The organism is Prochlorococcus marinus str. MIT 0918 (genome assembly GCF_027359415.1).
Lineage (GTDB): Bacteria > Cyanobacteriota > Cyanobacteriia > PCC-6307 > Cyanobiaceae > Prochlorococcus_E > Prochlorococcus_E marinus_C.
The window spans coordinates 1,013,497-1,039,697 of the sequence record NZ_CP114780.1 but is presented as its reverse complement, the minus strand read 5'-3'; the positions used below and the strand labels follow the sequence as shown (position 1 = coordinate 1,039,697).

Sequence of the window (26,201 nt, the reverse complement as noted above, 5' to 3'; positions counted from 1 at the left end):
GGTTTTTTCCTTTCCTTCTTGGTTTGATTAGATGAGTGAACCTATCCGAATTTTCCTGAAGTTGAGGCAATTACAAAAGCACCAAAGGTAACAAAGTTACCAACCGTGAAATGCGTCAAGCCTACAAGTCGCGCTTGTACGATGGAAAGTGCAACTGGTTTGTCTCTCCAGCCAACAAGATTGGCAATTGGGGTACGTTGATGAGCCCAAACAAGAGTTTCAATTAACTCTTGCCAGTAACCTCTCCATGAAATTAGGAACATGAAACCTGTAGCCCAGATTAAATGACCAAAGAGGAACATCCATGCCCAAGGAGATAAAGCATTAACTCCAAAGGGGTTGTATCCATTGATTAGCTGAGAGCTATTGAGCCACAGATAATCTCTAAACCATCCCATTAGATAAGTACCTGACTCGTTGAATTGAGCCACATTCCCTTGCCATATTGTTAAATGTTTCCAGTGCCAATAGAAGGTAACCCAAGCAATTGTGTTTAATGCCCAGAACATTGCAAGGTAAGTTGCGTCCCAAGCTGAACTATCACAAGTACCACCTCTACCAGGGCCATCACAAGGGAAGGCGTAGCCAAAGTCTTTTTTATCTGGAATTAATTTAGTACCTCTTGCATCAAGTGCACCTTTGATGAGTATGAGTGCAGTTGTATGAAGACCAAGTGCAATAGCATGGTGAACCAAGAAATCTGCTGGGCCAATAGGTAGGAAGTTGGTTAAAGCATCCTGTCTATTAATCATGTCCATCCAATAATGATTCCCTGGCATGCTATTAGCTGCCAAAGTTGCTGAGCTATTTGCATTAGCTAAAAGTGCGTCAATTCCATACATCACTTTTCCGCTGAATGCCTGAATTGCTTGAGCAAAAACTGGTTCAACTAAGATTTGCTTTTCTGGGTTACCAAAAGCTACAACAACATCGTTGTGTACATAGATACCAAGTGTATGGAATCCAAGAAGCATAGTTACCCAACTAAGGTGGCTAATTAAAGCTTCTTTTGTACTTAGAACTCTTGCAAGTACATTGTCTTTATTAAGCTCAGGATCATAGTCGCGAACAAAGAAGATTGCGCCATGTGAGAAAGCTCCAACCATCAAGAACATTGCAATGTACTGATGATGTGTATAAAGAGCAGATTGAGTTGTGTAGTCCCTAGCAATGAATGCATAAGATGGCAGTGCACCCATATGTTGAGCTACCAAGCTGCATGCAGCGCCAAGAGAAGCAAGTGCTAAACCAAGTTGAAAATGGAGAGAGTTGTTAACTGTCTCAAAAATTCCATTGTGATTAACACCAAAATGACGCCCATCCTTGGCAGTGGTATGAGGATCATTTGGATTATCAGTGTTATGTACCTCTGTGATCTCTTTAAGTGTATGACCAATACCAAATGTGTTGCGGTACATATGGCCAGCAACGATAAACATCACACCAATTGCTAAATGATGATGAGATATATCAGTTAGCCAGAGTGATTCACTTTGGGGATGTAAACCTCCTAAGAAAGTGAATATTGCAGTTCCAGCTCCTTGGGATGTACCGAAAACTGCGTCTACTGAGTCAGGATTCTGAGCGTATGCTCCCCAATTCAAAGAGAAGAATGGAGCTAAGCCTTCTGGATGTGGTAAAACAGTTAGCCAGTTATCCCATCCAACATGTTGACCTCTTGATTCAGGTATAGCAACGTGAACAAGATGTCCTGTCCAAGCAATACTACTAAAGCCAAATAAAACAGCTAAATGATGATTTAACTGAGCTTCAGCGTTTTTGAACCATGCTAAAGAGGGTCTGAATTTGGGTTGAAGATGCAACCATCCAGCAAACAATAACCAGCAAACAAGAATGTTTATAAAAATTGCACCTTGAAAAAGCTGTGCATTGGTTCTCATACCGATGGTGTACCACCAATGGTATAGGCCTGAATAGGCAATATTTACAGGTGAGGTTGCTCCAGCTTGAGTCAATGCATCTGTAATGCCTTGACCAAAATGTGGATCCCAAATTGCATGAGCAATTGGGCGTATATGCAGTGGGTCGGTAACCCACTGTTCAAAGTTGCCCTGCCAGGCGATATGGAACAGGTTCCCTGCAACCCATAAGCCAATTATGGCTAAATGACCGAAATGTGTTGCGAACAGCTTTTGATAAAGCTGTTCTTCAGTCATTCCGTCATGACTTTCAAAGTCATGAGCGGTTGCAATGCCGTACCAAATACGACGGGTTGTAGGGTCCTGTGCCAGACCCTGGCTGAACGATGGAAATTTCGTTGCCATTGAGGGAGAGGTTCAGGAAAGGTTAGCCGAGCCCAATAAGGCGGGCGTGGAAGAAAGCCCAGGTGGTGGCTATTCCACCTAGAAGGAAATGAGCAACACCTACAGCACGGCCTTGAGTAATTGAAAGAGCACGTGGCTGAATAGTTGGAGCTAGTTTTAGTTTGTTATGTGCCCATATTATGGACTCAAATAGTTCCTGCCAGTAGCCTCTGCCACTGAATAGGAACATGAGGCTGAAAGCCCAAACGAAATGAGCTGCTAGGAACATCAGGCCATACATGCTTATGGCTTGACCATAGCTAGTGAGAACTTGGGAAGATTGTGCCCAAAGGAAGTCACGTAACCAACCATTAATAGTGATAGAACTTTGTGCAAAGTTTCCACCGGTTAGTCCCCATACATCACTTTGCATCTTCCATGAGAAATGGAAGATAACTACAGAGATGCCGTTGTACATCCAGAAAAGACCAAGGAAAACGTGGTCCCAAGAAGATACCTGACATGTACCCCCTCTTCCTGGACCATCACATGGGAAACGGAAACCAAGTTGAGCTTTATCAGGAATTAGCCTTGAACTTCTTGCATAAAGAACACCCTTTAGAAGAATTAGCAGTGTTACATGAATAGTGAATGCATGAACATGATGAATCATCAAGTCAGCAGTACCTAGGGGAATTGGACCTATGGCAACTTTGCCACCGACCTCAACTACATTCCCGTTAAAAACTTCACTTAGAACACTGCCAGGTAAATTACCAGCACCTACTAAATTTCCTGTTCCTACAGCACTTTGTTGAAGATTTTGAACCCATTGGGCCAAAAATGGTTGTAATTGAATGCCTGTATCGCTGAACATATCTTGCGGTCTACCAAGAGCACGCATTACATCATTATGAACATAAAGTCCAAAACTATGGAATCCAAGCCACATGCAAACCCAATTCAAGTGACTGATAATTGCATCACGTGCTTTTAGTATGCGATCAAGAACATTATCTATATGGATTGCTGGGTCATAATCTCTAATCATTGCTATTCCAGCATGAGCTGCAGCTCCACATATAAATAGTCCACCTATCCACATGTGATGAGTAAACAGTCCTAAAACTGTTGGGTAATCAATTGCAAGATAAGGATATGGTGGCAAAGCATACATGTGATGAGCAACAACAATGCTCGCAGAACCAACCATTGCAAGGTTGATACTTAGTTGACCATGCCAACTATTGCTGAGAAATTCAAAGATCCCTTCATGTCCTTTTGGAGCAGGGAAAAGCACTGGATCGCCTTTATGGACATCCATAATTTCTTTCATGCTGTGACCAACACCATGAACATTGTTCCGCCACATATGACCGCCAAATATGGCAAAGACACCAAAAGCAAGGTGATGGTGTGAGATATCTGTCATCCAAAGGCTTCCTGTAACAGGGTTTAAGCCACCTTTGTTTGTAAGAATATCTGTGAAGGCCCACCAGTTAAGTGTGAAGAAGTTTTCTACTGTTCGTCCAGCAAGACTTGGGAAAATTTGACTGGCAACAGAAGGATCACAAAGTCGGGGAGCAAGATTAGTTACATCTGCTGCACTAGCAATAGAGACGCCATCCACAACTAGTGGATTACCTGCATCTATCGCATCTAAAAGTGCTGCGACTGGCGCGCCTATGTGAATTAAGTGTCCGGCCCATGCAATAGAACCTAAGCCAATCAGAGCAATCTGATGATGCTGAAGCATAGGTTCGATTTTTTGGAACCATTCAAGTTTTGGAGCAGCCTTGTGATAATGGTAAATACCGCCGTGAAGCATTAATGCAGCCATAATCACACCACCAATGGCTAAAGCCATTAGTTGGACTTCGCTGGTAATACCCCAAGCTCTCCACATTTGGAAAATACCTGAAGTGATTTGAAGGCCTTGATAATTGCCTCCTAAATCAGCATTGAGTATTTCTTGACCTACAACTGGCCAAACAACCTGAGCTCCAGGCTTTACATTTGCAGGGTCGGCTAGCCAACCAGTGTAGTTAGAGAAGCGTGCTCCATGGAAAAAGGCAGCACTCATCCAAATAAAGACGACTGCTAAATGTCCAAAATGAGCAGAAAAGATTTTTCTACTTGTCTCTTCTAGGTCACCTAGATGAGTGTCAAAGTCGTGAGCGTCAGCGTGGAGGTTCCAAATCCATGTAGTGGTTTTGGGACCTTTTGAAAGCTTTGAAGACCAGAACCCAGGTTTATTGAGTTTTTCATAGTCGATAGGAGCATGATCTCTATCGACTGGCTGGTCATAAGGGGTGGGTGCTCCCCCTTTAGCTTTCTCCCCACGTTCTGGTGGGCTAATGGTCATCGAGATTTTTCCTCGAGGAATGGGTTCTTGGTGGGTTTCCACCTGGTTTGCAATTTTGAAATAGAGCAATGATCTACTTCAAAATTGAATAAAGGATCCCTATTTAAAGGATCTGATTTAAAGAGCATAGATCCGAGAGCTAGTTACTACCTATTCAAGTAACAAATGTTCTACCCAGATTTTTCTTTTTTCTTTTTGCCAAAATCTAAATTCTTTTTTTCAATAGATCTGGAAATAGGCCTCTATACTGGGTTTTCCTTAGATGATTGTCACGATGGATGGAAATATTAAGATCAAGCTATTCAAAAAAACTAATTTTTTTATAAACGAGACACTCTCAAATTCTTTACAAATCAGCCAGATTTTTCTCAATTGAAACCTAACAAAAGAATTGCTCTTGGGTTTTCTTCTTCTGCATTTAGCTTATTGCAGAGAATTAAAACACGGGGCCACGCAGAAATCATTGCTTTGACCCCTGGCGCAGTATCTCAAATAGATATTAGATCAGAGGAAATCTTGATCGACAGGCCTGAGAAGCTTTTTCAACGATTTTGGGGACCAGATACAACTTTTATTGTGATAGGTGCAATTGGAGCTGTTATTAGAATAATTGCACCTCTATTAACTGAAAAAACTAAGGATCCAGCTGTACTTGTAATGGATTCCCGGGCAAAGAATATAGTGCCAATACTAGGAGGTCATAAAGCTGGAGCTGAAGAATTAGCTTGCCATTTATCTGAAGACTTTGGAGCTCAATCTATTTTTACTGGCTTTTCTAGAACAGAGAATTTTTTGTCAATAGATAGTTTTGGTGATACTTGGGGTTGGAAGCGTTCTGGATCGATTGCTGATTGGAATAATTTGATGATGCACATCTCGAAAAAACTTTCCATATCTTTTGAGCAAAATGTTGGATCGACTTTATGGAACTCCTCAGAAGGTGCACTTAATCTTTTCTCTAAGAAATCTAATACTGAAAATAATTCTCTAAATACTCCTCTTTTTCATATTTGTTCAGAGGCTCTGAATAAGTGTTGTTGGCATCCTCCAATGTTGTGGGTGGGTATAGGATGTGAAAAAAATACTAGTGAAAGCCTTATAGAAAGATCATTAACAAAGGCTTTTGCTGAAGCAGGCTTGGCAAAAGAAGCTATTGCAGGTTTGGCAACTATTGATATCAAATCAAATGAAATAGGAATAAAATCTCTTCAATTAAAAGCAGAATTGCCAATCCGTTTTTATACCGCTGAAGAATTGGCAAAGGTCTCTGTACCTAATCCATCAAAGATAGTGCAATTAGAGGTAGATACTCATTCAGTTGCAGAAGCATCCTCTTTATTGGCTGCTGGTAAGGGAGGTTCTCTTAAGTTCCCTAAACATATCTATAAGTCACTTGAAAATGAAATAGGTGCAGTGACAATAGCAATCTCTCAATCTAAGGAGCCTTTTGCTCCGCAGAGAGGTGAGCTGCATTTGATTGGTACTGGTCCTGGAGAGATTAGCTTTTTAACAAATGATTCTAGATATGCACTTTCAAGAAGTGCGATTTGGATTGGATATAAACGATATTTAGATCTAATAGAACCTTTAAGAAGATTTGATCAAGTGCGTATTGATAGTTCTTTAACTAATGAAAAAGAACGTTGTTCTGAAGCATTGCGACTTGCAACCCAAGGAGTATGTGTCGCACTGATTTCATCTGGGGATAGTGGTATCTATGGAATGGCAGGTTTGGCTTTGGAACTTTGGTTGGCAAAAACTAAAGCTGAAAGACCTGATTTCCAAGTTCACCCAGGTATTAGTGCTCTACAGGTTGCTGCTTCTAAGATAGGCGCTCCCTTAATGCACGATTTTTGTGCAATTAGCCTGAGTGATTGCTTAACTCCTTGGGGGCAAATTGAAGAGAGAATTAAAGCAGCCTCTGATTCTGACTTTGTAATTGCTTTTTATAATCCTCGGTCTAAAGAGCGTAGTTGGCAACTGCAGAAAGCACTTAATATTTTGATGACAAATCGTTCAAGAAAAACACCTGTCGTTTTCGCTTATCAAGTTGGTAGATCTGAAGAAGAAGTGAAAGTTTATACTCTTGAATCTGTTCCTATAGATAGAGTTAATATGCTGACAGTATTGTTAGTTGGTAATAGTGATAGCTTTGTTAACGATGGATATGTAGTAACCCCTCGTGGCTACTAATTCTTATATTGCTTAAATACAGTAGATTTTACTTTCAAAAATGATTTCTTTGCTTTTTTGAGATAATCCCTTGATCTATTTTCTGAATCAAGAAAAGATCAATGCAGTTGTTAATTTTTTATTACTTGAATTTTGAAACGAATGGATACTAACAAACCTCAGTGGTTAAGAGTTAAAGCACCTCAGTATGAAAGGGTTGGATATGTATCCGAATTATTGTCAGATTTAAATTTAAATACAGTATGCCAAGAAGCTAGTTGTCCAAATATAGGTGAATGTTTTGCAGGCGGGACGGCTACCTTTTTAATTATGGGACCTGGTTGTACGAGAGCTTGTCCTTATTGTGATATTGATTTTGATAAAAGCGTAAGAGGTTTGGACCCTTCTGAACCAGAACGCCTTGGTGAAGCAGTTAAAAGACTTGGTTTAAAACATGTGGTTATTACTTCAGTAAATCGAGATGATTTAAATGATGGAGGTGCAAGTCAATTTATAAAGTGCATTGATGCTGTGCGATTTAGTTCTCCTCAAACAACTATTGAACTGTTAATTCCTGATTTTTGTGGTAATTGGGATGCGTTGAGAATGGTTATGCATGCTTCTCCAAATGTTCTTAATCATAATATTGAAACAGTACCCAGATTATATAAGAAGGCTAGGCCTCAAGGAATATATAAACGTTCTTTGGAGTTATTATTACGCGTTAAAGAACATTCTTCAAAGGTTTATTCTAAGTCAGGTTTAATGGTTGGCCTTGGTGAGACAGATGATGAAGTTTTTCAAGTTCTTTCTGATCTTAATGATCATAAAGTAGATATCGTTACAATAGGTCAGTATCTTTCGCCAGGGCCTAAGCATTTACCAGTTGATAGGTTTGTTCAACCTAATCAATTTGATACCTATAGAAAACAAAGTGAGACGAATTTAAATTTTTTACAGATAATTAGTTCGCCTTTAACACGTAGTAGTTATCATGCTGGAGAAGTGAGAAAATTAATGGAAATGTATCCACGATAATTAATAAATAGCTTTGCCAGCAACTTGGATCCATTCTTGTAGATCCCAATTTACTAAATTATTAATTATCATTGGATCTTGGATAATAATTAGCCTTGCTTCTTCAAAGTTTTTAGCTTCTAGTAATAATATTCCTCCACCACCAGGATTTCCCTCGTTATTTATTAGATAACCAGATGAAAGATTATGACCTGAATCTCTTAACTTTTGAACCCATTTCTTATGCTCTAGAATATATTTCTGCTTCTCTTTAGAGGATAGAGTTAAAATTTTTTCATTAAATTGTTCTTTTTTTATAAAAAAAGACATTGTTTAATGAACATTATTTTCGTCTACTAAAAGCCCCATTCTTATTTTCTCGCTTGGGGGAATTAAAACTTTAAATTGTTTTTTAAATGTTTGCCAATTTTTTAAAATCTTTTTGCATTTAGCACTTTTTGTATGGATGAAATGTTTTTCAATTAAGGGCTTTAGAAGATTTTCTTGTTCTTTAGTTTTTAAATCATGTATTTCAACAATTTCTTGGTTGGTAAGGTGCTCAGATTGTTGTTTTTCATCAAGTAAAAAGGCTATGCCACCTGTCATTCCCGCTCCAATATTTCGACCCGTTTCTCCTAAAACAACAATTGTTCCACCAGTCATATATTCACAGCAATGATCTCCTGCTCCTTCAATAACGGCTTCTACCCCACTATTTCTTACAGCAAAGCGTTCTCCAGCTTTTCCAAGAGCAAATAATTGCCCTCCCGTCCCTCCATATAGACATGTATTCCCTAGAATGACTTGATTGGATGAATTTTCTTTTAAATGCTGCGGCACTAAGGTGATTGTCCCTCCGTTAATTCCTTTACCTACATAATCATTAGCTTCTCCTACAAGAACAATATTCATGCCTTGTAGCAAGAAAGCGCCAAAACTTTGCCCTGCAGAGCCTTTGAATGTGAGATTCAGCTTTCCACTGAAACCTTTGTTCCCATGTATTTCAGCAATATGGCCTGCAATACGAGCGCATACACTTCGATCTGTATTTAATATTTGGATTGTTCGTGAAATAGAGCCATGAGAGATAATTGCATTAGAAATTTCTTTGTCTTCTAGTAGTTCATTCTCTAGAACATTTCCATTCCCATGTGCTTCTTTTTGATGAATTAGCCATGATCTATCATGAGCATCTTTTTTGCTTGAGTTGAGTAAAGAACTCAGATCAATGGAGTTAGTTTTTGAAAGATTTATCTTACGAGGTTCAAGCAAGTCATTTCTTCCAATGATTTCTTCTAAAGATGAGTAACCTAATTCACTTAAGATATGCCTTATTTCTTCAGCAATAAATAAGAAGAAATTAACTACATGTTCAGGAAGTCCAGGGAAACGCTTTCGCAAAGATTCTTGTTGAGTAGCTACCCCTACAGGACATTTATTTGTATGACATATTCTTGCCATAATACAGCCTTCAGCAATCATTGCGATTGATCCAAATCCATATTCTTCTGCTCCAAGCATTGCTGCGATAACAACATCCCACCCAGTTTTCAACCCTCCATCTGCTCTTAACAAGACTCGATCTCTTAATCCATTTTCTAATAGGGATTTATGAACTTCAGTCAAGCCTAATTCCCATGGTAAGCCTGCATGTTTAATTGAACTTAGAGGTGAGGCCCCAGTTCCTCCATCATGTCCAGAAATTTGTATTACATCTGCATTTGCTTTTGCAACTCCAGCTGCAATAGTTCCTATCCCTATCTCTGCGACTAATTTGACGCTTACTTTTGCTTTCTCATGAATTTGGTGAAGATCATGAATCAGCTGAGCCAAATCTTCTATGGAATAAATGTCGTGATGAGGAGGAGGAGAAATTAGTGCAACGCCAGGCTTGCTATTTCTAAGTTTTGCAATATAGGTATCCACTTTCGGGCCTGGTAATTGACCTCCTTCTCCAGGCTTGGCGCCTTGGGCTACTTTTATTTCTAGCTGTTTTCCACTTCTTATATATTCTGGAGTAACTCCAAATCTTCCAGAAGCAATTTGTTTAATAGCTGAACATGCAGTATCTCCATTTTTCAGACCTTTTAGATTAGGCAAAATGTTCGAGACGCCATCTGTATTTACATCATCAAGAATTTTGAACCTTTGAGGGTCTTCACCTCCTTCTCCACTATTGCTTTTCCCTCCTATTCGGTTCATTGCAATTGCAAGCACTTCATGCGCCTCTCTTGAAAGAGCACCAAGACTCATTCCACCTGTGCAAAATCTTTTGCAAATACTTTCCACACTTTCAACTTGTTCGATAGGAAGAGACCGTTTGTTTTTGCTGAATTTGACTAAGTCGCGCAAAGCCGTAGGTGGTCTTGATTCAAGAAGTGATTGATAGGTTGAAAAATGATTGTAATTTGAGCCTTGCTTTACTGCCTCATGCAATGCCTTTGACATTGCTGGGTTATTTAAATGGAACTCTCCTCCACTGCGATATTGAACAAATCCAAAGAAGTCAAGTTTTTTTCGTTCAAGATTAGGATATGCCTGTGTATGGAATAAGAGTATTTCGTTCGATAATTCTTTTAAAGATAAACCAGCTATTCTGCTAGTAGTACCTTTAAAAGCAACATTTATAATGTCAGAACCAATTCCAACAGCTTCAAAAATTTGAGCACCGTTATAACTAGCTAATAGAGAGATGCCTATTTTAGAAAGTATTTTACGTAAACCATCTTCTAATGCTTTTTTCAAATTATATTGTGCTTGTTCAATATTTAGTGAGGGTATTTTTTTACTTTCAATTAATTTCTGAGTCTTAGCACTTAAAAACCAATGTCTAGTTGTTTCCCAGGTGAGCCAAGGGCAAATTGCACTTGCACCATAGCCAATTAGACATGCAACATGGTGCGTGCTCCAGCATTGAGCAGTATCAATAATTATTGATGCATTAAGTCTTATTTGTTTATTTAATAAATGATGATGGACAGCTCCAACTGCTAATAAAGGGGGTATATATGTTTGATTTTGATTAATACCACGATCTGAAAGTATTAATATTTTTGTTCCTTCCTTAACTGCTATTTCTGCATCATTACAGATTTGATTTAGAGTATCTTTAAGGCCTGTAAAATTACCATCAATTGGAATTAGTGTTGATAATGTTTTCGTTAATAAATCTTGATTTGTTATATAAGTCAGATCACTTTCATTGAGGATTGGAGATTCAAGGCTAATTACAGAGAATGTATTTTCTTTAGGTAAAAGAGGAGAACCTCTTTTACCTAAATGCATCTCAAGACTCATTACAAGCTTTTCGCGTAATGGGTCTATAGGAGGGTTTGTTACCTGGGCAAATCGTTGTTTAAAATAATCGTAAAGTAGATGCGGTTTGTTAGAGAGAATTGCTAGCGGAATATCATCTCCCATACAGTATGTAGGCTCTTTACTATTGCTTGCCATTGATTCAATTATTATATCTAAATCTTCTACTGAAAATCCAAATGCTGTTTGCTGCTGTAAAAGATCTAATTTATCTAATATTGTATCTTTAGACCAAGGTTGCACATGAAATTTGAATTGATTTTTAGTGAGCCATTTTTTATAGGGATATCTATTCGCAGCTTCTTTTTTTACTTCCCAATTACGTAATAATCTCTTGTTTACAAGATCAACTGCCAACATTTGGCCAGGGCCTAATCTACCTTTTTCTATGATGTTACTTTCTTCAATATCAACGACACCAGTCTCGGAACCCATAATCACAAAATTATCTTTAGTGATGCAGTACCTAGCAGGGCGAAGGCCATTTCTATCTAGTGTTGCACCTATGAAACAACCATCTGAGAAAACAAGTAATGCTGGTCCATCCCATGCTTCTTGTGTGCAAGCCGAATATTCATAAAAAGCTTCTATGCTTTCTTGGGTTTTCAACTCAGGTTGATTACGAAAAGCTTCAGGGACTAGGGTTAGTAAGCTATCTGTAATCGGCCTACCGCTTCGAACGAATATTTCTAGAGTTGCATCTAGATTGGCTGAGTCGCTAAAGGCCTCATTAATAATTGGTTTTAAATCTTTTGCTGATTCAGACCAAATTTCATTTAGATGAGTTTCAGATGCTTTTGCCCAATTTAAATTTCCCAGCAAAGTATTAATCTCACCATTATGACCAAGCAACCGCATAGGTTGAGCTAAAGGCCATCGAGGGAGTGTATTTGTGCTGAACCTTCTATGGTAAATAGCAAAAGAAATTTCAAAGTTTTGGTTTTGTAGATCTAGATAAAATTCATCTAAGACTTCTGATCTAACCATCCCTTTATAGACAACTGTTTTATTGCTCAACGAAGCAAGATATACTTCTTCCTTATTTGTTAGTGATTTATCTGAAACACTGTTTTGTATACGTTTTCTTAATCTAAATAGGAGATTTTCTATGTTTTGTTCTTGTTCTTTTTCAGTGGTTTCTACAAGCCATTGCTGAATAAATGGAGATGTTTGTCGGGCTAGTGGACCAAGAACAGAAGAATTAACGGGGACATCTCGCCAGCCTTTAGATCGTAAGCCAAGCTTTAAAGCTTCTGATTCAAAAATATCTTTAGCTTTGTTTCTTTGTTCTGGATCATTTGGTAGAAAAACCATCCCTAAGCCAGTTGCAGACTTTTTGCAGAGATTTGCTTCTGGCCAGATACCGTTCAAAAATTTCCAAGGGATAGCACATAAGATCCCTGCTCCATCGCCCGAGTCTCCATCGCCACCACAACCTCCTCTATGCTCCATACAGGCAAGGCCTTTTAGGGCTTGCTGTAAAACCCAAAAACTATTTTCCCCGTCTATTTGAGCTAAAAAGCCAACTCCGCAAGCGTCCTTTTCACCTGATAAGGCTTTTGGGGAACTGCTGTCACAGTAAGGCCAAGTATTAATATGAGATTTGTTAGGCATGAACGAAGCCAATTTGTTTTTTGCCTGAGTAAAGCTTGAAAAGCAGTTGGAGAGGTATCAAATGATTCTAGAGGACTTTATTTAATAGATTTAAAACAAGAAGCGTGATAAATCAATTATTTGAGTCCTTATTTATTTATATAGCTTCTTTTACTAATGATTATCAATAAATGCTTTTAAAAAAAATCTTATAGATGCGCTCGACAGAGTAGAATAAAAGATTATGGATTTGGTTCCTAACCTAATTGATCTAGCCACTCTTCGATGCCAACCATCCAACAGCTAATTAGAACAGAGCGTCAACGACTTACTCGTAAAACAAAGTCGCCTGCCTTGCGCTCTTGCCCGGAGAGGAGGGGTGTATGTACAAGGGTATATACATCAACACCTAAAAAACCTAATTCTGCCTTACGCAAAGTAGCTCGTGTTCGTCTTACTTCTGGATTTGAAGTAACTGCTTATATTCCAGGTATAGGACATAATCTACAAGAACACTCTGTTGTTTTATTGCGTGGTGGTCGTGTTAAAGATCTTCCAGGTGTTCGATATCACATAATTCGTGGAACTCTTGATACCGCTGGAGTTAAAGATCGAAGCCAATCTCGTTCCAAGTATGGCGCTAAAGCATCTAAATCATAAAAAAAACTCTTTATTAATTATTTAAATCATTATTAATTAAATCTTATGTCTAGACGAAATGCGGCAGAAAAAAGACCAGTTTTACCTGACCCTCAATTTAATAATCGTCTTGCATCTATGATGGTTGCAAGACTAATGAAGCATGGAAAGAAATCAACTGCTCAAAGAATTTTGTCTCAAGCCTTTGGACTCATAAATGAGAGGACTGGAAGCGATCCTGTAGAGCTCTTTGAAACTGCAATAAAGAATGCAACACCTCTTGTAGAAGTTCGTGCCAGAAGGGTTGGTGGGGCAACATATCAAGTGCCTATGGAAGTTCGTCAGGAAAGAGGTACTGCAATGGCCCTGAGATGGCTTGTAAACTTTTCAAGAGCAAGAAATGGCAGGAGTATGGCTCATAAGCTGGCTGGAGAATTAATGGATGCTGCTAATGAAGCCGGTAGCGCAGTTAGGAAGCGTGAGGAAACTCATAAAATGGCCGAAGCAAATAAAGCTTTTGCTCATTATCGGTATTGATTTTTTAGCAAAAAAAGAGAAAACGTTTCACTTTTTACCTGTTGACCTGTAGAGTCACATCCGCTTTTACCATCAGCACCTGGAGAAATAGCTGTGGCTCGTGCCTTCCCCCTTGAACGAATAAGAAATATTGGTATTGCAGCGCATATAGACGCTGGAAAAACCACTACAACTGAGCGAATTCTCTTTTACTCAGGAGTTGTTCACAAGATTGGAGAAGTTCATGACGGTGCAGCTGTTACAGATTGGATGGCCCAAGAAAGAGAACGGGGTATAACAATTACTGCTGCAGCGATTTCCACTAGTTGGCAAGATCACAGGATTAACATCATTGATACTCCAGGTCACGTTGACTTCACTATTGAAGTTGAAAGATCAATGAGAGTTCTTGATGGAGTAATAGCTGTTTTTTGTGCGGTTGGTGGGGTTCAGCCTCAATCTGAAACTGTATGGAGGCAAGCAGATCGATATTCAGTTCCTAGAATGGTTTTTGTTAATAAAATGGATAGAACTGGGGCAGATTTTTTAAAAGTTTATGGACAAATTAAAGATCGTTTGAAAGCTAATGCTGCTCCCATTCAGCTTCCAATCGGATCAGAAGGAGACTTAAGTGGAATTATTGATCTAGTAAGTAATAAGGCCTATGTCTATAAAAATGATCTTGGCACTGATATCGAAGAGACAACAATACCTTCGGATATGGCAGATCAGGCAGAAGAATGGAGATCAAAGTTAATGGAGACTGTTGCGGAAACAGATGAAGCATTGATAGAAGCTTTTCTTGAAAATGGAGAATTATCTACAGAGCAGTTAAAAAAAGGTATTCGTGAAGGTGTATTGAAACACGGTCTTGTGCCAATGCTATGTGGCTCTGCTTTTAAAAATAAAGGAGTCCAATTGCTTTTGGATTCAGTAATTGATTATTTGCCTGCACCTATTGATGTTCCTCCTATACAAGGGCTTTTGCCTAATGGAAAGGAGGATGTAAGAGCTTCTGAGGATAATGCTCCATTTAGTGCACTTGCTTTTAAGGTCATGGCAGACCCTTATGGGAAATTAACTTTTGTTCGTTTGTATTCTGGAGTGCTAGAAAAAGGTAGTTATGTTCTAAATTCTACGAAAGATGCCAAAGAGCGTATTTCTAGATTAGTTGTATTGAAGGCAGATGATCGTGAGGAGGTTGATCAACTTCGTGCTGGAGATTTAGGCGCTGTTCTTGGATTAAAAAACACCACTACTGGAGACACTTTATGCGGCACAGATGATCCAATAGTTCTTGAGACTTTGTTTGTTCCTGAGCCAGTTATTTCTGTTGCTGTTGAGCCAAAAACAAAAGGCGATATGGAGAAATTGTCAAAAGCTTTAATTGCTTTGGCAGAGGAAGATCCCACATTTAGGGTTAGCACTGATCAAGAAACAAATCAGACTGTTATAGCTGGGATGGGAGAATTACATCTGGAAATTCTTGTAGATAGAATGCTTCGTGAGTTTAAGGTTGAGGCTAATATTGGTGCTCCACAGGTTTCTTATAGGGAGACAATAAGATCTAGCTCTAAAGGAGAAGGTAAATATGCACGTCAGACTGGAGGTAAAGGCCAGTATGGTCATGTTGTGATTGAGATGGAACCAGGAGAACCAGGTTCAGGGTTTGAATTTGTTAATAAAATTGTTGGAGGAGTTGTTCCCAAGGAATATATTGGCCCAGCATCTAATGGAATGAAAGAAACGTGTGAATCAGGGGTATTGGCAGGATATCCATTGATTGATGTAAAAGTCACAATGGTAGATGGTTCTTTCCATGATGTTGACTCTTCCGAAATGGCTTTTAAAATTGCTGGTTCAATGGCCTTCAAAGACGGAGTAAAAAAATGCAACCCTGTTTTGCTTGAGCCAATGATGAAAGTAGAAGTCGAAGCTCCAGAGGATTTTCTAGGGTCTATTATTGGGGATCTGTCCTCACGAAGAGGACAGGTTGAAGGACAATCCATTGATGATGGAGTTTCTAAAGTTCAGTCAAAGGTTCCTTTAGCTGAAATGTTCGGTTACGCCACTCAACTTCGATCTATGACTCAAGGACGAGGTATATTCTCAATGGAGTTCAGCCAATATGAGGAAGTCCCTCGTAATGTTGCTGAAGCAATTATCTCTAAGAATCAGGGCAATTCCTGATATCTTCTACACCAATCGTCTATTATTAACCTGATTCTTTAAACAAATGGCTAGAGAGAAGTTCGAAAGAAACAAGCCGCACGTCAACATTGGGACCATTGGTCACGTTGACCATGGGAAGACCACTTTGACTGCAGCTATCACTAATGTGTTAGCTAAAAAAGGTCAGGCGGAAGCACAAGATTATGGTGATATTGATGGTGCTCCAGAAGAGAGGGAGCGCGGTATCACGATTAATACTGCTCATGTTGAGTATGAGACAGAAGGCAGGCATTACGCTCATGTTGATTGTCCTGGTCATGCTGATTATGTAAAAAACATGATCACTGGGGCTGCTCAGATGGATGGGGCGATTTTGGTTTGTGCTGCCACAGATGGTCCAATGGCTCAAACAAAAGAGCATATCCTTTTAGCTAAGCAAGTTGGTGTACCAGCACTTGTTGTTGCTCTTAATAAATGCGACATGGTTGATGATCCTGAGATTATCGAGCTTGTTGAAATGGAAATCCGAGAGCTTTTAGATAGTTATGATTTCCCTGGTGATGAAATCCCAATTGTTCAGGTCTCTGGTTTAAAAGCTCTTGAGGGTGATGCTGAATGGGAAGGCAAAGTAGAAGAACTAATGAAAGCGGTTGATGCTTCTATACCTGAGCCTGAGCGTGATGTAGACAAAGCATTTTTGATGGCAGTTGAAGATGTTTTCTCTATTACAGGCCGAGGTACAGTAGCTACAGGGCGTATTGAAAGAGGAAAGGTAACTAAAGGGGAGGAGGTTGAAATTGTTGGTATTAAAGACACCAGAATGACTACTGTTACTGGTATTGAAATGTTCAGAAAATTTTTGGATGAAGGTTTAGCGGGAGATAATGTTGGTTTATTGCTTAGAGGAATAGAAAAAGAGGATATTGAGCGTGGAATGGTTCTTGTTAAAAAAGGATCGATTACGCCTCATACACAATTTGAAGGTGAAGTGTATGTCCTTAAGAAAGAGGAGGGAGGCAGACATACTCCTTTCTTTGCAGGCTATCGTCCTCAGTTTTATATCCGAACAACAGATGTAACAGGTCAAATTACAGCTTTTACTGCTGATGATGGTACCAGTGTAGAAATGGTTATGCCAGGAGATCGAATAAAAATGACTGGTGAATTGATTTGTCCTGTTGCGATTGAGCAGGGCATGAGATTTGCCATTAGAGAGGGTGGACGGACTATTGGAGCTGGAGTTGTTTCAAAGATTATTAAATAAATTTTGAATGATGGCTGGATTTCGATCTGGCCATCAGGTAAATTAGTTTATTAGGCTTTAATTTGATTTAGAGCTAAGTTTTTGAACCTAGAAAATCTATTTCATTCCCTCAATAAAGAGGAAACTATCAGGAGTACATCTCATGTCAACAGCTATAGCCCAGCAGAAGATAAGAATACGCTTGAAAGCTTTTGATAGGCGAATGCTAGATCTTTCTTGTGAAAAAATCATTGAGACAGCTGATAACACAGCAGCTACAGCTATAGGGCCAATTCCTCTTCCAACAAAAAGAAAAATTTATTGCGTATTAAGGTCTCCTCATGTTGATAAGGACTCAAGAGAACATTTCGAGACTCGTACACATAGACGCATAATTGATATTTATAATCCATCTGCTAAGACAATTGATGCATTAATGAAACTTGATTTGCCAAGTGGTGTTGATATCGAAGTTAAGCTTTGATGTTTAAAATCTCTCATTAGACAAAACATTTAAGTAATATCTATATATGTTCTTTGGAAGAGCCCGTGACAGATATATCAGTCAGGGAGTTGCCACTTTTCCCTCTTCCTGATGTCGTTTTGTTCCCTCAGGAGGTTCTTCCACTTCACATCTTTGAGTCTAGATATCGAATGATGCTCAAGAGTGTTTTGGAGACGGATAGTTTATTTGGAATAGTTCGCCTGAATCCAGCAACTAAAACGATCGCTGATGTAGGCTGCTCCGCTCAAATTATTAAACATCAGACTTCAGCAGATGGCCGTAGTAATATTGTTTCTCTTGGTCAACAGCGTTTTCGAATATTAGAGATTATTAGGGAAGCGCCTTTCTATACCGCAATGGTTAGCTGGATAGATGATGAAAACGTTGCAGATCAAGATGAGTTGCTAAGACTGTCAAGCTCTGTATTGCTTGCATTAAAAGATGTAGTTTCTTTGACAGGGAAGTTAACAGATTCAGAAAGGAGTTTACCTGAGGAACTTCCTGATCTCCCTAGAGAATTATCATTTTGGATTGCTTCACACTTGGGCGGTCCAGTAGCCGAGGAACAACAAAAATTATTGGAGATATTAGATACTCAATCACGTTTAGAACGTGAATATGAGATGCTAGATACTACTCGTAAGCAGCTAGCAGCTAGGACTGCCTTAAAGGAAACTCTTTCTAACGCTGATCAAAAGAATAATTAATGATTACTAATCTTTTTATAATTCTATTTATTGTTGGGTCGTTAATAATTTCATTAATATTGTTGAATGATAGGAAATATGTTTCATCTAGAAGTGTTTCCTCTGCATATGATTCATGGACTAATGATCGCTTATTAGAGAATTTGTGGGGTGAACACATACATCTTGGTTATTATCCAAATTATTCAAAAAAGGTTGATTTTAGACAAGCAAAAATTGACTTTGTACATCAATTAATTAATTGGAGTGGATTAGATAAGCTCCCTAGGGGTTCTCGAGTAATTGATGTAGGTTGTGGTATTGGTGGTAGTTCAAGAATATTAGCTAAAGATTATGGTTTTGATGTTTTAGGTATAACTATTAGCTCTAAGCAAGTTGAAAGAGCGAAGCAATTAACTTCAAAAGAACTTACTTGTGATTTTCAAGTTATGGATGCTATAGATTTAAAATTTAAAAATGGAAGTTTTGATGGAGTCTGGAGTGTAGAAGCAGGTCCTCATATTCTTCATAAGCAGTTATACGCTGATGAAATGCTTAGGATTTTAAGACCAGGTGGTGTTTTGGCTGTAGCAGATTGGAATAAAAAAGGAGATGATAAAAAGACTAATTTTATAGAGAAAATTGTTATGAAACAGCTCTTAAATCAGTGGTCTCATCCAGAGTTCTCAACGATTGAAAGTTTCAGGGCTAATTTATTAAATAGTTCATTTTCATCGAGTAAAGTATATACAGAAGATTGGACAGATTTTACTATTGATTCATGGCATGATTCAATTTACGAAGGGATGCGAAGGCCAGACGTTATGTTCAAACTAGGTCCTCAATCTTTTATAAAGGGACTTAGAGAAATTCCAACTATTCTTTTGATGAGATGGGCTTTTGGTAGCGGATTGATGCAGTTTGGTGTATTTAAAACCCGCGGGTAAGTTCATCTATATTCATTTCATTGTTTAGATAAGATCCAAAATAAACTATATGTTCACATAAAGGTTCTAATACTGTTTTAAGAATATCTTTTACATTGATAGTGTTTTTCTTTAATTCAATATCAATAAAGAAAATATATTCACCTAATTCTCTTTTTGAGGGTCTTGATTCTATCCGACTCATGTTAAGACCTAAATCCGCTATGCCGGTTAATGCTTTTAATAAAGAACCAGGAGTATTTGAATGTAATGAAAATGCAAAACTTGCTATGTCACCTTTTTGCATATGTTCTTCATTGTTGAGTAATACAAATCTAGTGCAATTGCCAGCCACATCATTAATGGGATAAGCAATGGATCTAAGCCCTTCAATTTCAATAGCATGCTTCGAAGCAATAGCAGCCCGAAAATTGCTACCTTGAACCATTCTTACAGCTTCTGAAGTGGAACTTGTTGGTAATTGAAGTGCATTAGGTACGTTTTTATTGAGCCATTGAGTACATTGAGCTAGTGCTTGTGGATGTGATAAAACTTCTGAAATCTCATTTATGCTGCCACTACTGATTAATGCATGACGAATAGGTATTACCAGTGCTCTTTTGATAAATAAATTTGGATAAGCCCATAAGGCATCTAACGTAGATGTAACTCCTCCTTCTACAGAGTTTTCTATGGGTACTACAGCAGCTTCGCAATGTTTAGTAGCAAGATGTTCAATCACTGACCTAAGCCCCATACGAGGTATAAACATAGGCTCTGACAGGTTTTCTAGCTTTGCCAAAGCACAAGCTGCTTGTTCGGCATAGGTCCCTTTTGGTCCGAGATAGGCCACTTGAGTTGGCATTAGTGAAAAAAAGAGTGCAAGTGTCGATAGGATCGTGTCGCGTCAGTTGCCAATTATGTCTCTGGCTTTTAATGCTCGACAGAAAATTGATTTGCCTGTCAAAGAAAATTTTCAGCGACTTCCTGATTATCTCTTACAACAAGAAAGAGTTGTTGGAGCAATGCTTGATTCTAAAAAGCTTGATTATTTAGGTGAAGGTAATTTTCGTTATAGAGTAACCAGTTTTAAGGTTTTTCAATTAGAGGTTAACCCAGTTGTATCCATTGCGGTTAAAAACAGTGAAGGGAATAAACTACAAATGCATGCTACTGATAGTGAGCTGGATGGATTGGGATTGGTAGATGACTTTGAATTAATGCTTGATGCGACTCTGATTGCAACTGAAACAGGTTTAAATGGTGAGGCTTTCCTTGGAGTGAGTGTAAGTCAACCCCCTTTGTTGAGACTGATACCTCCAAAAATTCTTGAATCCACAGGTCAATCAATTTTAAATGGTATTTTACTAGGCATTAAAGCTCGTGTAGGTAAGCAATTAATTAGTGATTTTGAAGATTGGTGTAAATATGAATAAAAGGAGACACTTCATAATCTATGAAATTATTTTTGATAAAAAAGTTTTTCTATGAAGCTTTGTTGGGCCGGATTTAATTAATGCATTTCGATGAAAGGCTGTGCCATAACCAACGTGTTTTTCTAAACCATAACCTGGGTAAATACTTGCTAATTGTTTGATAATTGCATCCCTGGCTTCTTTAGCCAAAACACTTGATGCAGCTATAGAGGCTTCCTTATCTTCTCCTTTGATTAATGTTTGCTGAGGACCTAACCAGCCTTGTAAGGGTAATTTCCCATCAATAAGAAGTAGATCTGGTTTCGGAGATAGAGAAGAGATCGCTCGCAACATAGCTTTTTCTGTGGCCGCACGAATGCCAATTAAATCTATTTCTCTTGCTGAGGCTTCACCAATAGCCCAGCTTTGAGATGCACGTTTAATTAATGGAACTAGAGCAGCTCTTTTTTTAGCGGATAATTTTTTGCTGTCTTTGAGACCTGCTGTAATCAAATCTGTTTCTGCGTTCTTTTCTAAAATGACTGCTCCTGCATAAACTGGCCCAAACAAGGCTCCTCTCCCTACTTCGTCTAAACCTGCGACTATTGGTTCATTCATTTTAACTAGAAGCAGATGAACGTCTTCTACGGCGCCTAGGGTCTTCTATCTCCTCAGGTGCTTGTTGATCTGATTCTGTTGAATCAATTTGATTAACTTCTAAATTATTTTCTTTTTTATTAGATATCTCTTGAATAGCTTCGACTTGATTATCAATCAATTCTGTTTCTATAGATAAATCTTGAATGCTTTCTTTAGCTTTCTTTCTCGTATTGGTTGTAATTACCTCTGTTACTTCTTCTTGTTTTAAAAGGTCATCATTCTCTTCATTTTTTCTAATTACATGTACTAATAGATTGTCATTGGTTGTTTCTTTGTCTAGCAGTAAAGTTGGACTTAATCCTAAATAGCTATATACATACTCTTCTTCAGCATCCATTTTGATAGAAACTTTTTCTATTTCTTGCGATGCATTTGCTTCTTCAATGTTTAATTCTTGGCTTAATACTTTTGTTTTAGACTCTCCTTTTTCTCCTGGAATATTATTGATTTGATTATTTGAGTTGATTTCATTTTCTTTCGATATATTATCGGCATTGGTATTATTCAAAACTGAAGAGTGCATTTCTTTTTTCTCAGGCATTTTGGCAATATGACCCAGCCCTGAACAGTGGCTACATTCTTTGCTGAATAATTCATAAATATTTTGTCCTTGTCTTTTTCGAGTTAGCTCGACTAAGCCTAGTTCAGTTAATTGAGCAATTTGAGGCCTTGAAGAGTCATCTTTTATTGCGGATGTAAAATATTCTAAAAGTTGTAATTGATCTCTTCGTGATTCCATATCAATAAAATCAATTACAATTACACCGCCAATATTTCTAAGCTTTAATTGTCTGGCTATCTCTACAGCTGCTTCACAGTTTGTCCATAGAACTGTTTCTCTAGAGTTAGATGATCGAGTAAAAGATCCTGAATTTACATCTATAACAGTCAATGCTTCTGTAGGTTCAATTATGATATAACCACCTGAGAGAAGATCTACTCTTGGCTTGAGAGCATTTAATATTGCCGTGTCAATTTTAAAGTGTTCAATTAAATTGTTAGGTTCGTTATGACATTCAACTATCACATTTGAGTAATCCTGCGCAAGAAATCTTTTAACTCTTTCTTGCCCTGCATTTGAATCAACAATAACTTTAGACAATTCAGAATTTATGTGATCTCGAAGAACTCTATGAATAAAATCTTCATCTCTATTTAAGAGTGTCGGGGGATTAGCGCGTTCGGATGCTTGTTGTATTAATTCCCATTTTTTTAGAAGATTTTCAAGATCTTCTATTATTAACTCTTCTGCTATTTGCTTAGCTTCAGAACGAATTGTTAATCCTGTGCCAGGAGGTTTAATTAAGACTCCTAAGGCTCTCAGTCGATTCCTTTCATTTTCTGTATTAATTAGTCGAGAAATATTTACGCCTTGTCCATTTGGTTGGAGCACTAAGTATCTACCTGGCAATGAAATATTTCCTGTTAGCCGAGGGCCTTTGTTCCCTGTTGGCTCCTTCATTACTTGAACTAAGACTTTTTGACGAGGCTCTAGTAATTCGGTAATGCTAGAAGCATTTTTCTGTAGCTTTAAAGGACCTAGATCTGTTACATGAATAAATCCATTTTTTTCACTTGCTCCAATGTTTACAAAGGCAGCATCTATCCCTGGAAGTACATTCTCGATTGTGCCTAAATAGACATCTCCAATTTGGTAACGACCTTGTGCAACGATTAATTTGTCTACTCGGTCATCGGTGAACAAGGCGGCTATTCGCTCTTGCTCTGCGATGATAATTTTTTGGGGCATATAGAAAAAAAGAGAGTTCTGTGCTCAGTGTTTAAAAATAATTTGCAGGAAATCTGCTTATGAGTTGGATAATCGTTAAGATCTAGGCTTTTGGAAGGATTAAAAAAAGAGAGCTAGCTCTTATTAAGAATTGATTGATGAAGTGCCGGATACAACTTCCCGGATTTTTTGAGTTGAAACTGATCGCTCTTCCAAAATAACCTCAGGGTGATTGAGCTCTACTTAGCCTTTGACCAACCCAAAGTTATTTTAGCACTTTTTTAAGATAAGTTCATTTCTTTGTATGTCTGTAATGCTCAAAGTAGCTTCTAAAGAATTTGTTAGCCAATACTTTACATGTATTGGCTTTATGCTCTGACCTAATGGCGAGATTGAGGATTCAAGTTCTATTGAAATAGATTTTTGATTAGATGTTTTTTTATCATTAATTATTGCATCTTTCAATTTTAAGCTGTTTAACTGAGGCTTAAAATCCCTTTCCCGTCGATGCCCTTTTTTATTAGTATCAATCCAAATTAGCTCTTGTGAATTGAGTATGTTTTGTATTGCTTGATTCCATTTATTTAAATTCATTTCTTCATTGGAATTAGTAGTAATTACAAAGCTCCATTTTGCTTTTGATAAATTTTGGGAAAGACTAGTTTTATTAATTAAAATTGTCTCTGCTTTTAGTAAATTTATCCCTTTAGGTAATAATCGCTGCAATTGATTTCTTATAATTTTAGGATCAACTTCTTCATAGAAATCAACATCCATCCATTCTCCGAATCCTTCTACACCAAGTGGTAATGCAAGTGCAATTTGCAATCTTGGAAGAGGATGAAACCCACCTGAATAACTAATCGGCAATTCACTTCTTCTGAATGTTCTTTCTAATAAACGTATTAGATCTAAATGACTTATTAAATGCATAGGATTTGTTTTTGCAAATTTAATTCTTATTCGGCATTTTCTATCTATATGTGGGGACTGAGTGTCTTCTCTGACTGGTATTTCTTGAGGTTGTATTACATTGTTGTGACCTAATTCAGGACCGCATACGCCACAATTACTACATTTATCAAAGGAACAATCTGGAACAGTATCAGCCGCAAGAGCATTTTGGAGGTCTTTTATTAGCCATTGCTTATTTATTCCTGTATCTATGTGGTCCCAAGGAAGTGGTTTTGAGCAGAAAGCGATTAATTCATCTTCAGTCAGTTTTCTAACCGATTCCCAAGTGCCTAGTTCTATATCTCTGAGTTTATTTTGAAGGCCTGCTTTAGAGATCGCAATAGACCATGCTTTATAAGCACGGTCTTGGGATTCGAACCAAGCATCCATCCCTGCCCCACTTTTCCAAGCTGTTTCAATAACAGGTGCCAGTCGCCTATCTCCTCGTCCAAGGAAATTTTCGATAGTTGAAATCCTGACATCTGTAAAATTAATTTTGATATGCTTAAGATTCAGATTTTGAAATTCTAGTTTTAGAAGTTCTTGACGTCTTTGTAATTCAAGACTAGAAACACTATGCCATTGAAATGGTGTATGTGGTTTAGGAGTGAAATTACTGATTGTTAGATTAAGATATAACCTTCCAAAGTCTTTGCACTCGTCCTGTAGCCAATGACAGGTTGCAGCAATGTCTTTTATATCTTCATCTGTTTCTCCTGGTAATCCGATCATAAAATATAGCTTTACTTTTTTGTATTTATGCTCCATTGCTTTGCGTATGCCATTAAGCAGGTCAGCATTTGTGAGGCCTTTATTAATAATATCTCTTAACCGTTGACTTCCTGCTTCAGGTGCAAAAGTAAGTCCTGCTTTGCGGCTACCACCAAGGATATGAGCAATATTGTCATCAAATCTATCTATCCGTTGACTAGGCAATTGTAAAGTGATGTTTTTGTCTCCAAGCTTATTTCTAAGTTCAACACCAACTTGTGGGAGGGATAAATAATCACTACAGCTAAGTGATAGCAAAGAGAAATCGCTATAACCAGTTTTTTTCATCCCTGTTTCAACTGCGGTGACAATTTCTTCTGGAGCAACATCTCTTGCTGGACGCGTAAGCATACCAGGCTGGCAAAAACGGCATCCGCGAGTACAACCCCTTCTAATTTCAATTGTTAGTCGATCATGGACTGTTTCAACGTATGGGACAAGCCCCATCGAATATTGGGGCATTGGATTGGCAACTCGTCTAATAATTTGCTTTGGGGATGACTTGTCTAATGGCTCAATCGAAGAGTAATCAGGATTTGCTTGGTATAGAGAAGGGACATATACACCTGGTATTTCAGAGAGGTAAAGAAGTGCTTCAGTTCTCTTCAGTGCTAATCTTTTGGATTCTTGTATGATCAATCCTATTTCTGGGAGTAGTTCTTCTCCGTCTCCCAGAGCAAGAAAATCAAAAAAGTAGGCATAGGGTTCGGGATTACTTGTTGCTGTTGGCCCCCCTGCAAAAATCAATGGAGAGGAATGTGGATCGTTTAATTTAAGGTTTTCTCGATTTTTTGCGTAAATATCAATTTCGGCTAAATCAAGCATCTCTAAAATATTTGTTGCACCTAATTCGTAACTGAGACTAAATCCAATCAGGTCGAAGTTCTTTAAAGGTTGTCTAGATTCCACACCAAATAAACCTACTGACTGTTCTCGTAGACGTTTTGCTAGATCAGGTCCTGGGAGATATGCCCTGTCACAAAGTTGATTTGGAATTTTATTGAGAATTGAATATAAAATTATATGTCCAAGATTACTTGCACCTACTTCATATAATTCTGGATAACTCAGTACCCAATGGACTTCATTTTTATGCCAGTCTTGGTTTTGAGTACCAAGCTCTTTGCCCATGTATTGAGCTGGCTGATGAATCTCATCATTGATTAATTGCTCAAAGTCAATTGGATTAAATAATTTTTTAGTTTCTGCGGCTGACTTGCTCACAGTTAATACAAGAGAAACAAATGCGTTCTTTTACA

General features: G+C 38.1%; 18 protein-coding genes. 10 read left to right on the top strand and 8 right to left on the bottom strand.

Annotated elements, in window-relative coordinates:
• Nucleotides 1-41: 41 nt before the first annotated feature.
• Nucleotides 42-2,285 (bottom strand): photosystem I core protein PsaB, encoded by a 2,244-nt coding sequence (gene psaB / locus O5636_RS05710; protein ID WP_269621859.1) that lies wholly within the window; start codon nt 2,283-2,285, stop codon nt 42-44.
• 22 nt (nt 2,286-2,307) lie between these two features.
• Nucleotides 2,308-4,629, bottom strand: coding sequence for a photosystem I core protein PsaA (gene psaA, locus O5636_RS05705; RefSeq protein ID WP_269621858.1), 2,322 nt, complete (start codon nt 4,627-4,629; stop codon nt 2,308-2,310).
• Nucleotides 4,630-5,001: 372 nt separating this feature from the next.
• On the opposite strand from psaA, the gene cobJ reads away from it, so the two are divergent.
• Complete coding sequence (cobJ, locus tag O5636_RS05700) at nt 5,002-6,822, top strand: precorrin-3B C(17)-methyltransferase (RefSeq protein ID WP_269621857.1); 1,821 nt, start codon at nt 5,002-5,004, stop codon at nt 6,820-6,822.
• Between the two features lie 141 nt (nt 6,823-6,963).
• On the top strand, nt 6,964-7,839 hold the full coding sequence (gene lipA, locus O5636_RS05695; RefSeq protein WP_269621856.1) for a lipoyl synthase: 876 nt from the start codon (nt 6,964-6,966) through the stop codon (nt 7,837-7,839).
• On the opposite strand, the gene O5636_RS05690 is transcribed toward lipA, so the two are convergent.
• Nucleotides 7,840-8,148, bottom strand: coding sequence for a YciI family protein (locus O5636_RS05690; protein ID WP_269621855.1), 309 nt, complete (start codon nt 8,146-8,148; stop codon nt 7,840-7,842).
• A 3-nt stretch (nt 8,149-8,151) separates the two neighbouring features.
• A complete protein-coding gene (gene gltB / locus O5636_RS05685) occupies nt 8,152-12,747 on the bottom strand; it encodes a glutamate synthase large subunit (RefSeq protein WP_269621854.1) in 4,596 nt (1,531 codons plus the stop codon).
• 264 nt (nt 12,748-13,011) lie between these two features.
• Between gltB and rpsL the strand changes: the two genes are divergently transcribed.
• The 7 genes from rpsL (at nt 13,012) to O5636_RS05650 (ending at nt 19,434) form a co-directional block, all read left to right on the top strand.
• Nucleotides 13,012-13,386, top strand: a complete 375-nt coding sequence (gene rpsL, locus O5636_RS05680) for a 30S ribosomal protein S12 (RefSeq protein WP_269621853.1) — start codon at nt 13,012-13,014, stop codon at nt 13,384-13,386.
• A gap of 45 nt (nt 13,387-13,431) precedes the next feature.
• Entirely contained in the window at nt 13,432-13,902 is a 471-nt protein-coding gene (gene rpsG, locus O5636_RS05675) for a 30S ribosomal protein S7 (RefSeq protein ID WP_269621852.1), read from the top strand.
• A 93-nt stretch (nt 13,903-13,995) separates the two neighbouring features.
• A complete protein-coding gene (gene fusA / locus O5636_RS05670; protein ID WP_269621851.1) occupies nt 13,996-16,071 on the top strand; it encodes an elongation factor G in 2,076 nt (691 codons plus the stop codon).
• A 46-nt stretch (nt 16,072-16,117) separates the two neighbouring features.
• Nucleotides 16,118-17,317 (top strand): elongation factor Tu, encoded by a 1,200-nt coding sequence (tuf, locus tag O5636_RS05665; RefSeq protein WP_269621850.1) that lies wholly within the window; start codon nt 16,118-16,120, stop codon nt 17,315-17,317.
• Nucleotides 17,318-17,459: 142 nt separating this feature from the next.
• A complete protein-coding gene (gene rpsJ / locus O5636_RS05660) occupies nt 17,460-17,780 on the top strand; it encodes a 30S ribosomal protein S10 (RefSeq protein ID WP_036900594.1) in 321 nt (106 codons plus the stop codon).
• 65 nt (nt 17,781-17,845) lie between these two features.
• On the top strand, nt 17,846-18,508 hold the full coding sequence (locus tag O5636_RS05655; protein WP_269621849.1) for an LON peptidase substrate-binding domain-containing protein: 663 nt from the start codon (nt 17,846-17,848) through the stop codon (nt 18,506-18,508).
• Complete coding sequence (locus O5636_RS05650) at nt 18,508-19,434, top strand: methyltransferase domain-containing protein (RefSeq protein WP_269621848.1); 927 nt, start codon at nt 18,508-18,510, stop codon at nt 19,432-19,434. Before O5636_RS05655 ends, O5636_RS05650 begins: the two co-directional genes overlap by 1 nt.
• On the opposite strand, the gene pheA is transcribed toward O5636_RS05650, so the two are convergent.
• Nucleotides 19,418-20,278 carry a prephenate dehydratase gene (gene pheA / locus O5636_RS05645; protein ID WP_269621847.1) on the bottom strand — a complete coding sequence of 287 codons (861 nt, stop codon included), beginning with the start codon at nt 20,276-20,278 and terminating at the stop codon, nt 19,418-19,420. The two genes, O5636_RS05650 and pheA, sit on opposite strands and share 17 nt — an antisense overlap.
• Before the next feature lie 55 nt (nt 20,279-20,333).
• On the opposite strand from pheA, the gene O5636_RS05640 reads away from it, so the two are divergent.
• Nucleotides 20,334-20,849, top strand: coding sequence for a DUF1997 domain-containing protein (locus O5636_RS05640; protein WP_269623532.1), 516 nt, complete (start codon nt 20,334-20,336; stop codon nt 20,847-20,849).
• An 18-nt stretch (nt 20,850-20,867) separates the two neighbouring features.
• Here O5636_RS05640 and O5636_RS05635 read toward each other — a convergent pair whose 3' ends face one another.
• The 3 genes from O5636_RS05635 to O5636_RS05625 form a co-directional block, all read right to left on the bottom strand.
• The gene (locus O5636_RS05635; RefSeq protein WP_269621846.1) at nt 20,868-21,446 is read right to left on the bottom strand and encodes a ribonuclease HII; all 579 of its coding nucleotides are present in this window, start codon (nt 21,444-21,446) and stop codon (nt 20,868-20,870) included.
• Between the two features lies 1 nt (nt 21,447).
• Nucleotides 21,448-23,238 carry an Rne/Rng family ribonuclease gene (locus O5636_RS05630; protein WP_269621844.1) on the bottom strand — a complete coding sequence of 597 codons (1,791 nt, stop codon included), beginning with the start codon at nt 23,236-23,238 and terminating at the stop codon, nt 21,448-21,450.
• A gap of 249 nt (nt 23,239-23,487) precedes the next feature.
• The gene (locus O5636_RS05625; protein ID WP_269621843.1) at nt 23,488-26,166 is read right to left on the bottom strand and encodes a TIGR03960 family B12-binding radical SAM protein; all 2,679 of its coding nucleotides are present in this window, start codon (nt 26,164-26,166) and stop codon (nt 23,488-23,490) included.
• Nucleotides 26,167-26,201: the final 35 nt, after the last annotated feature.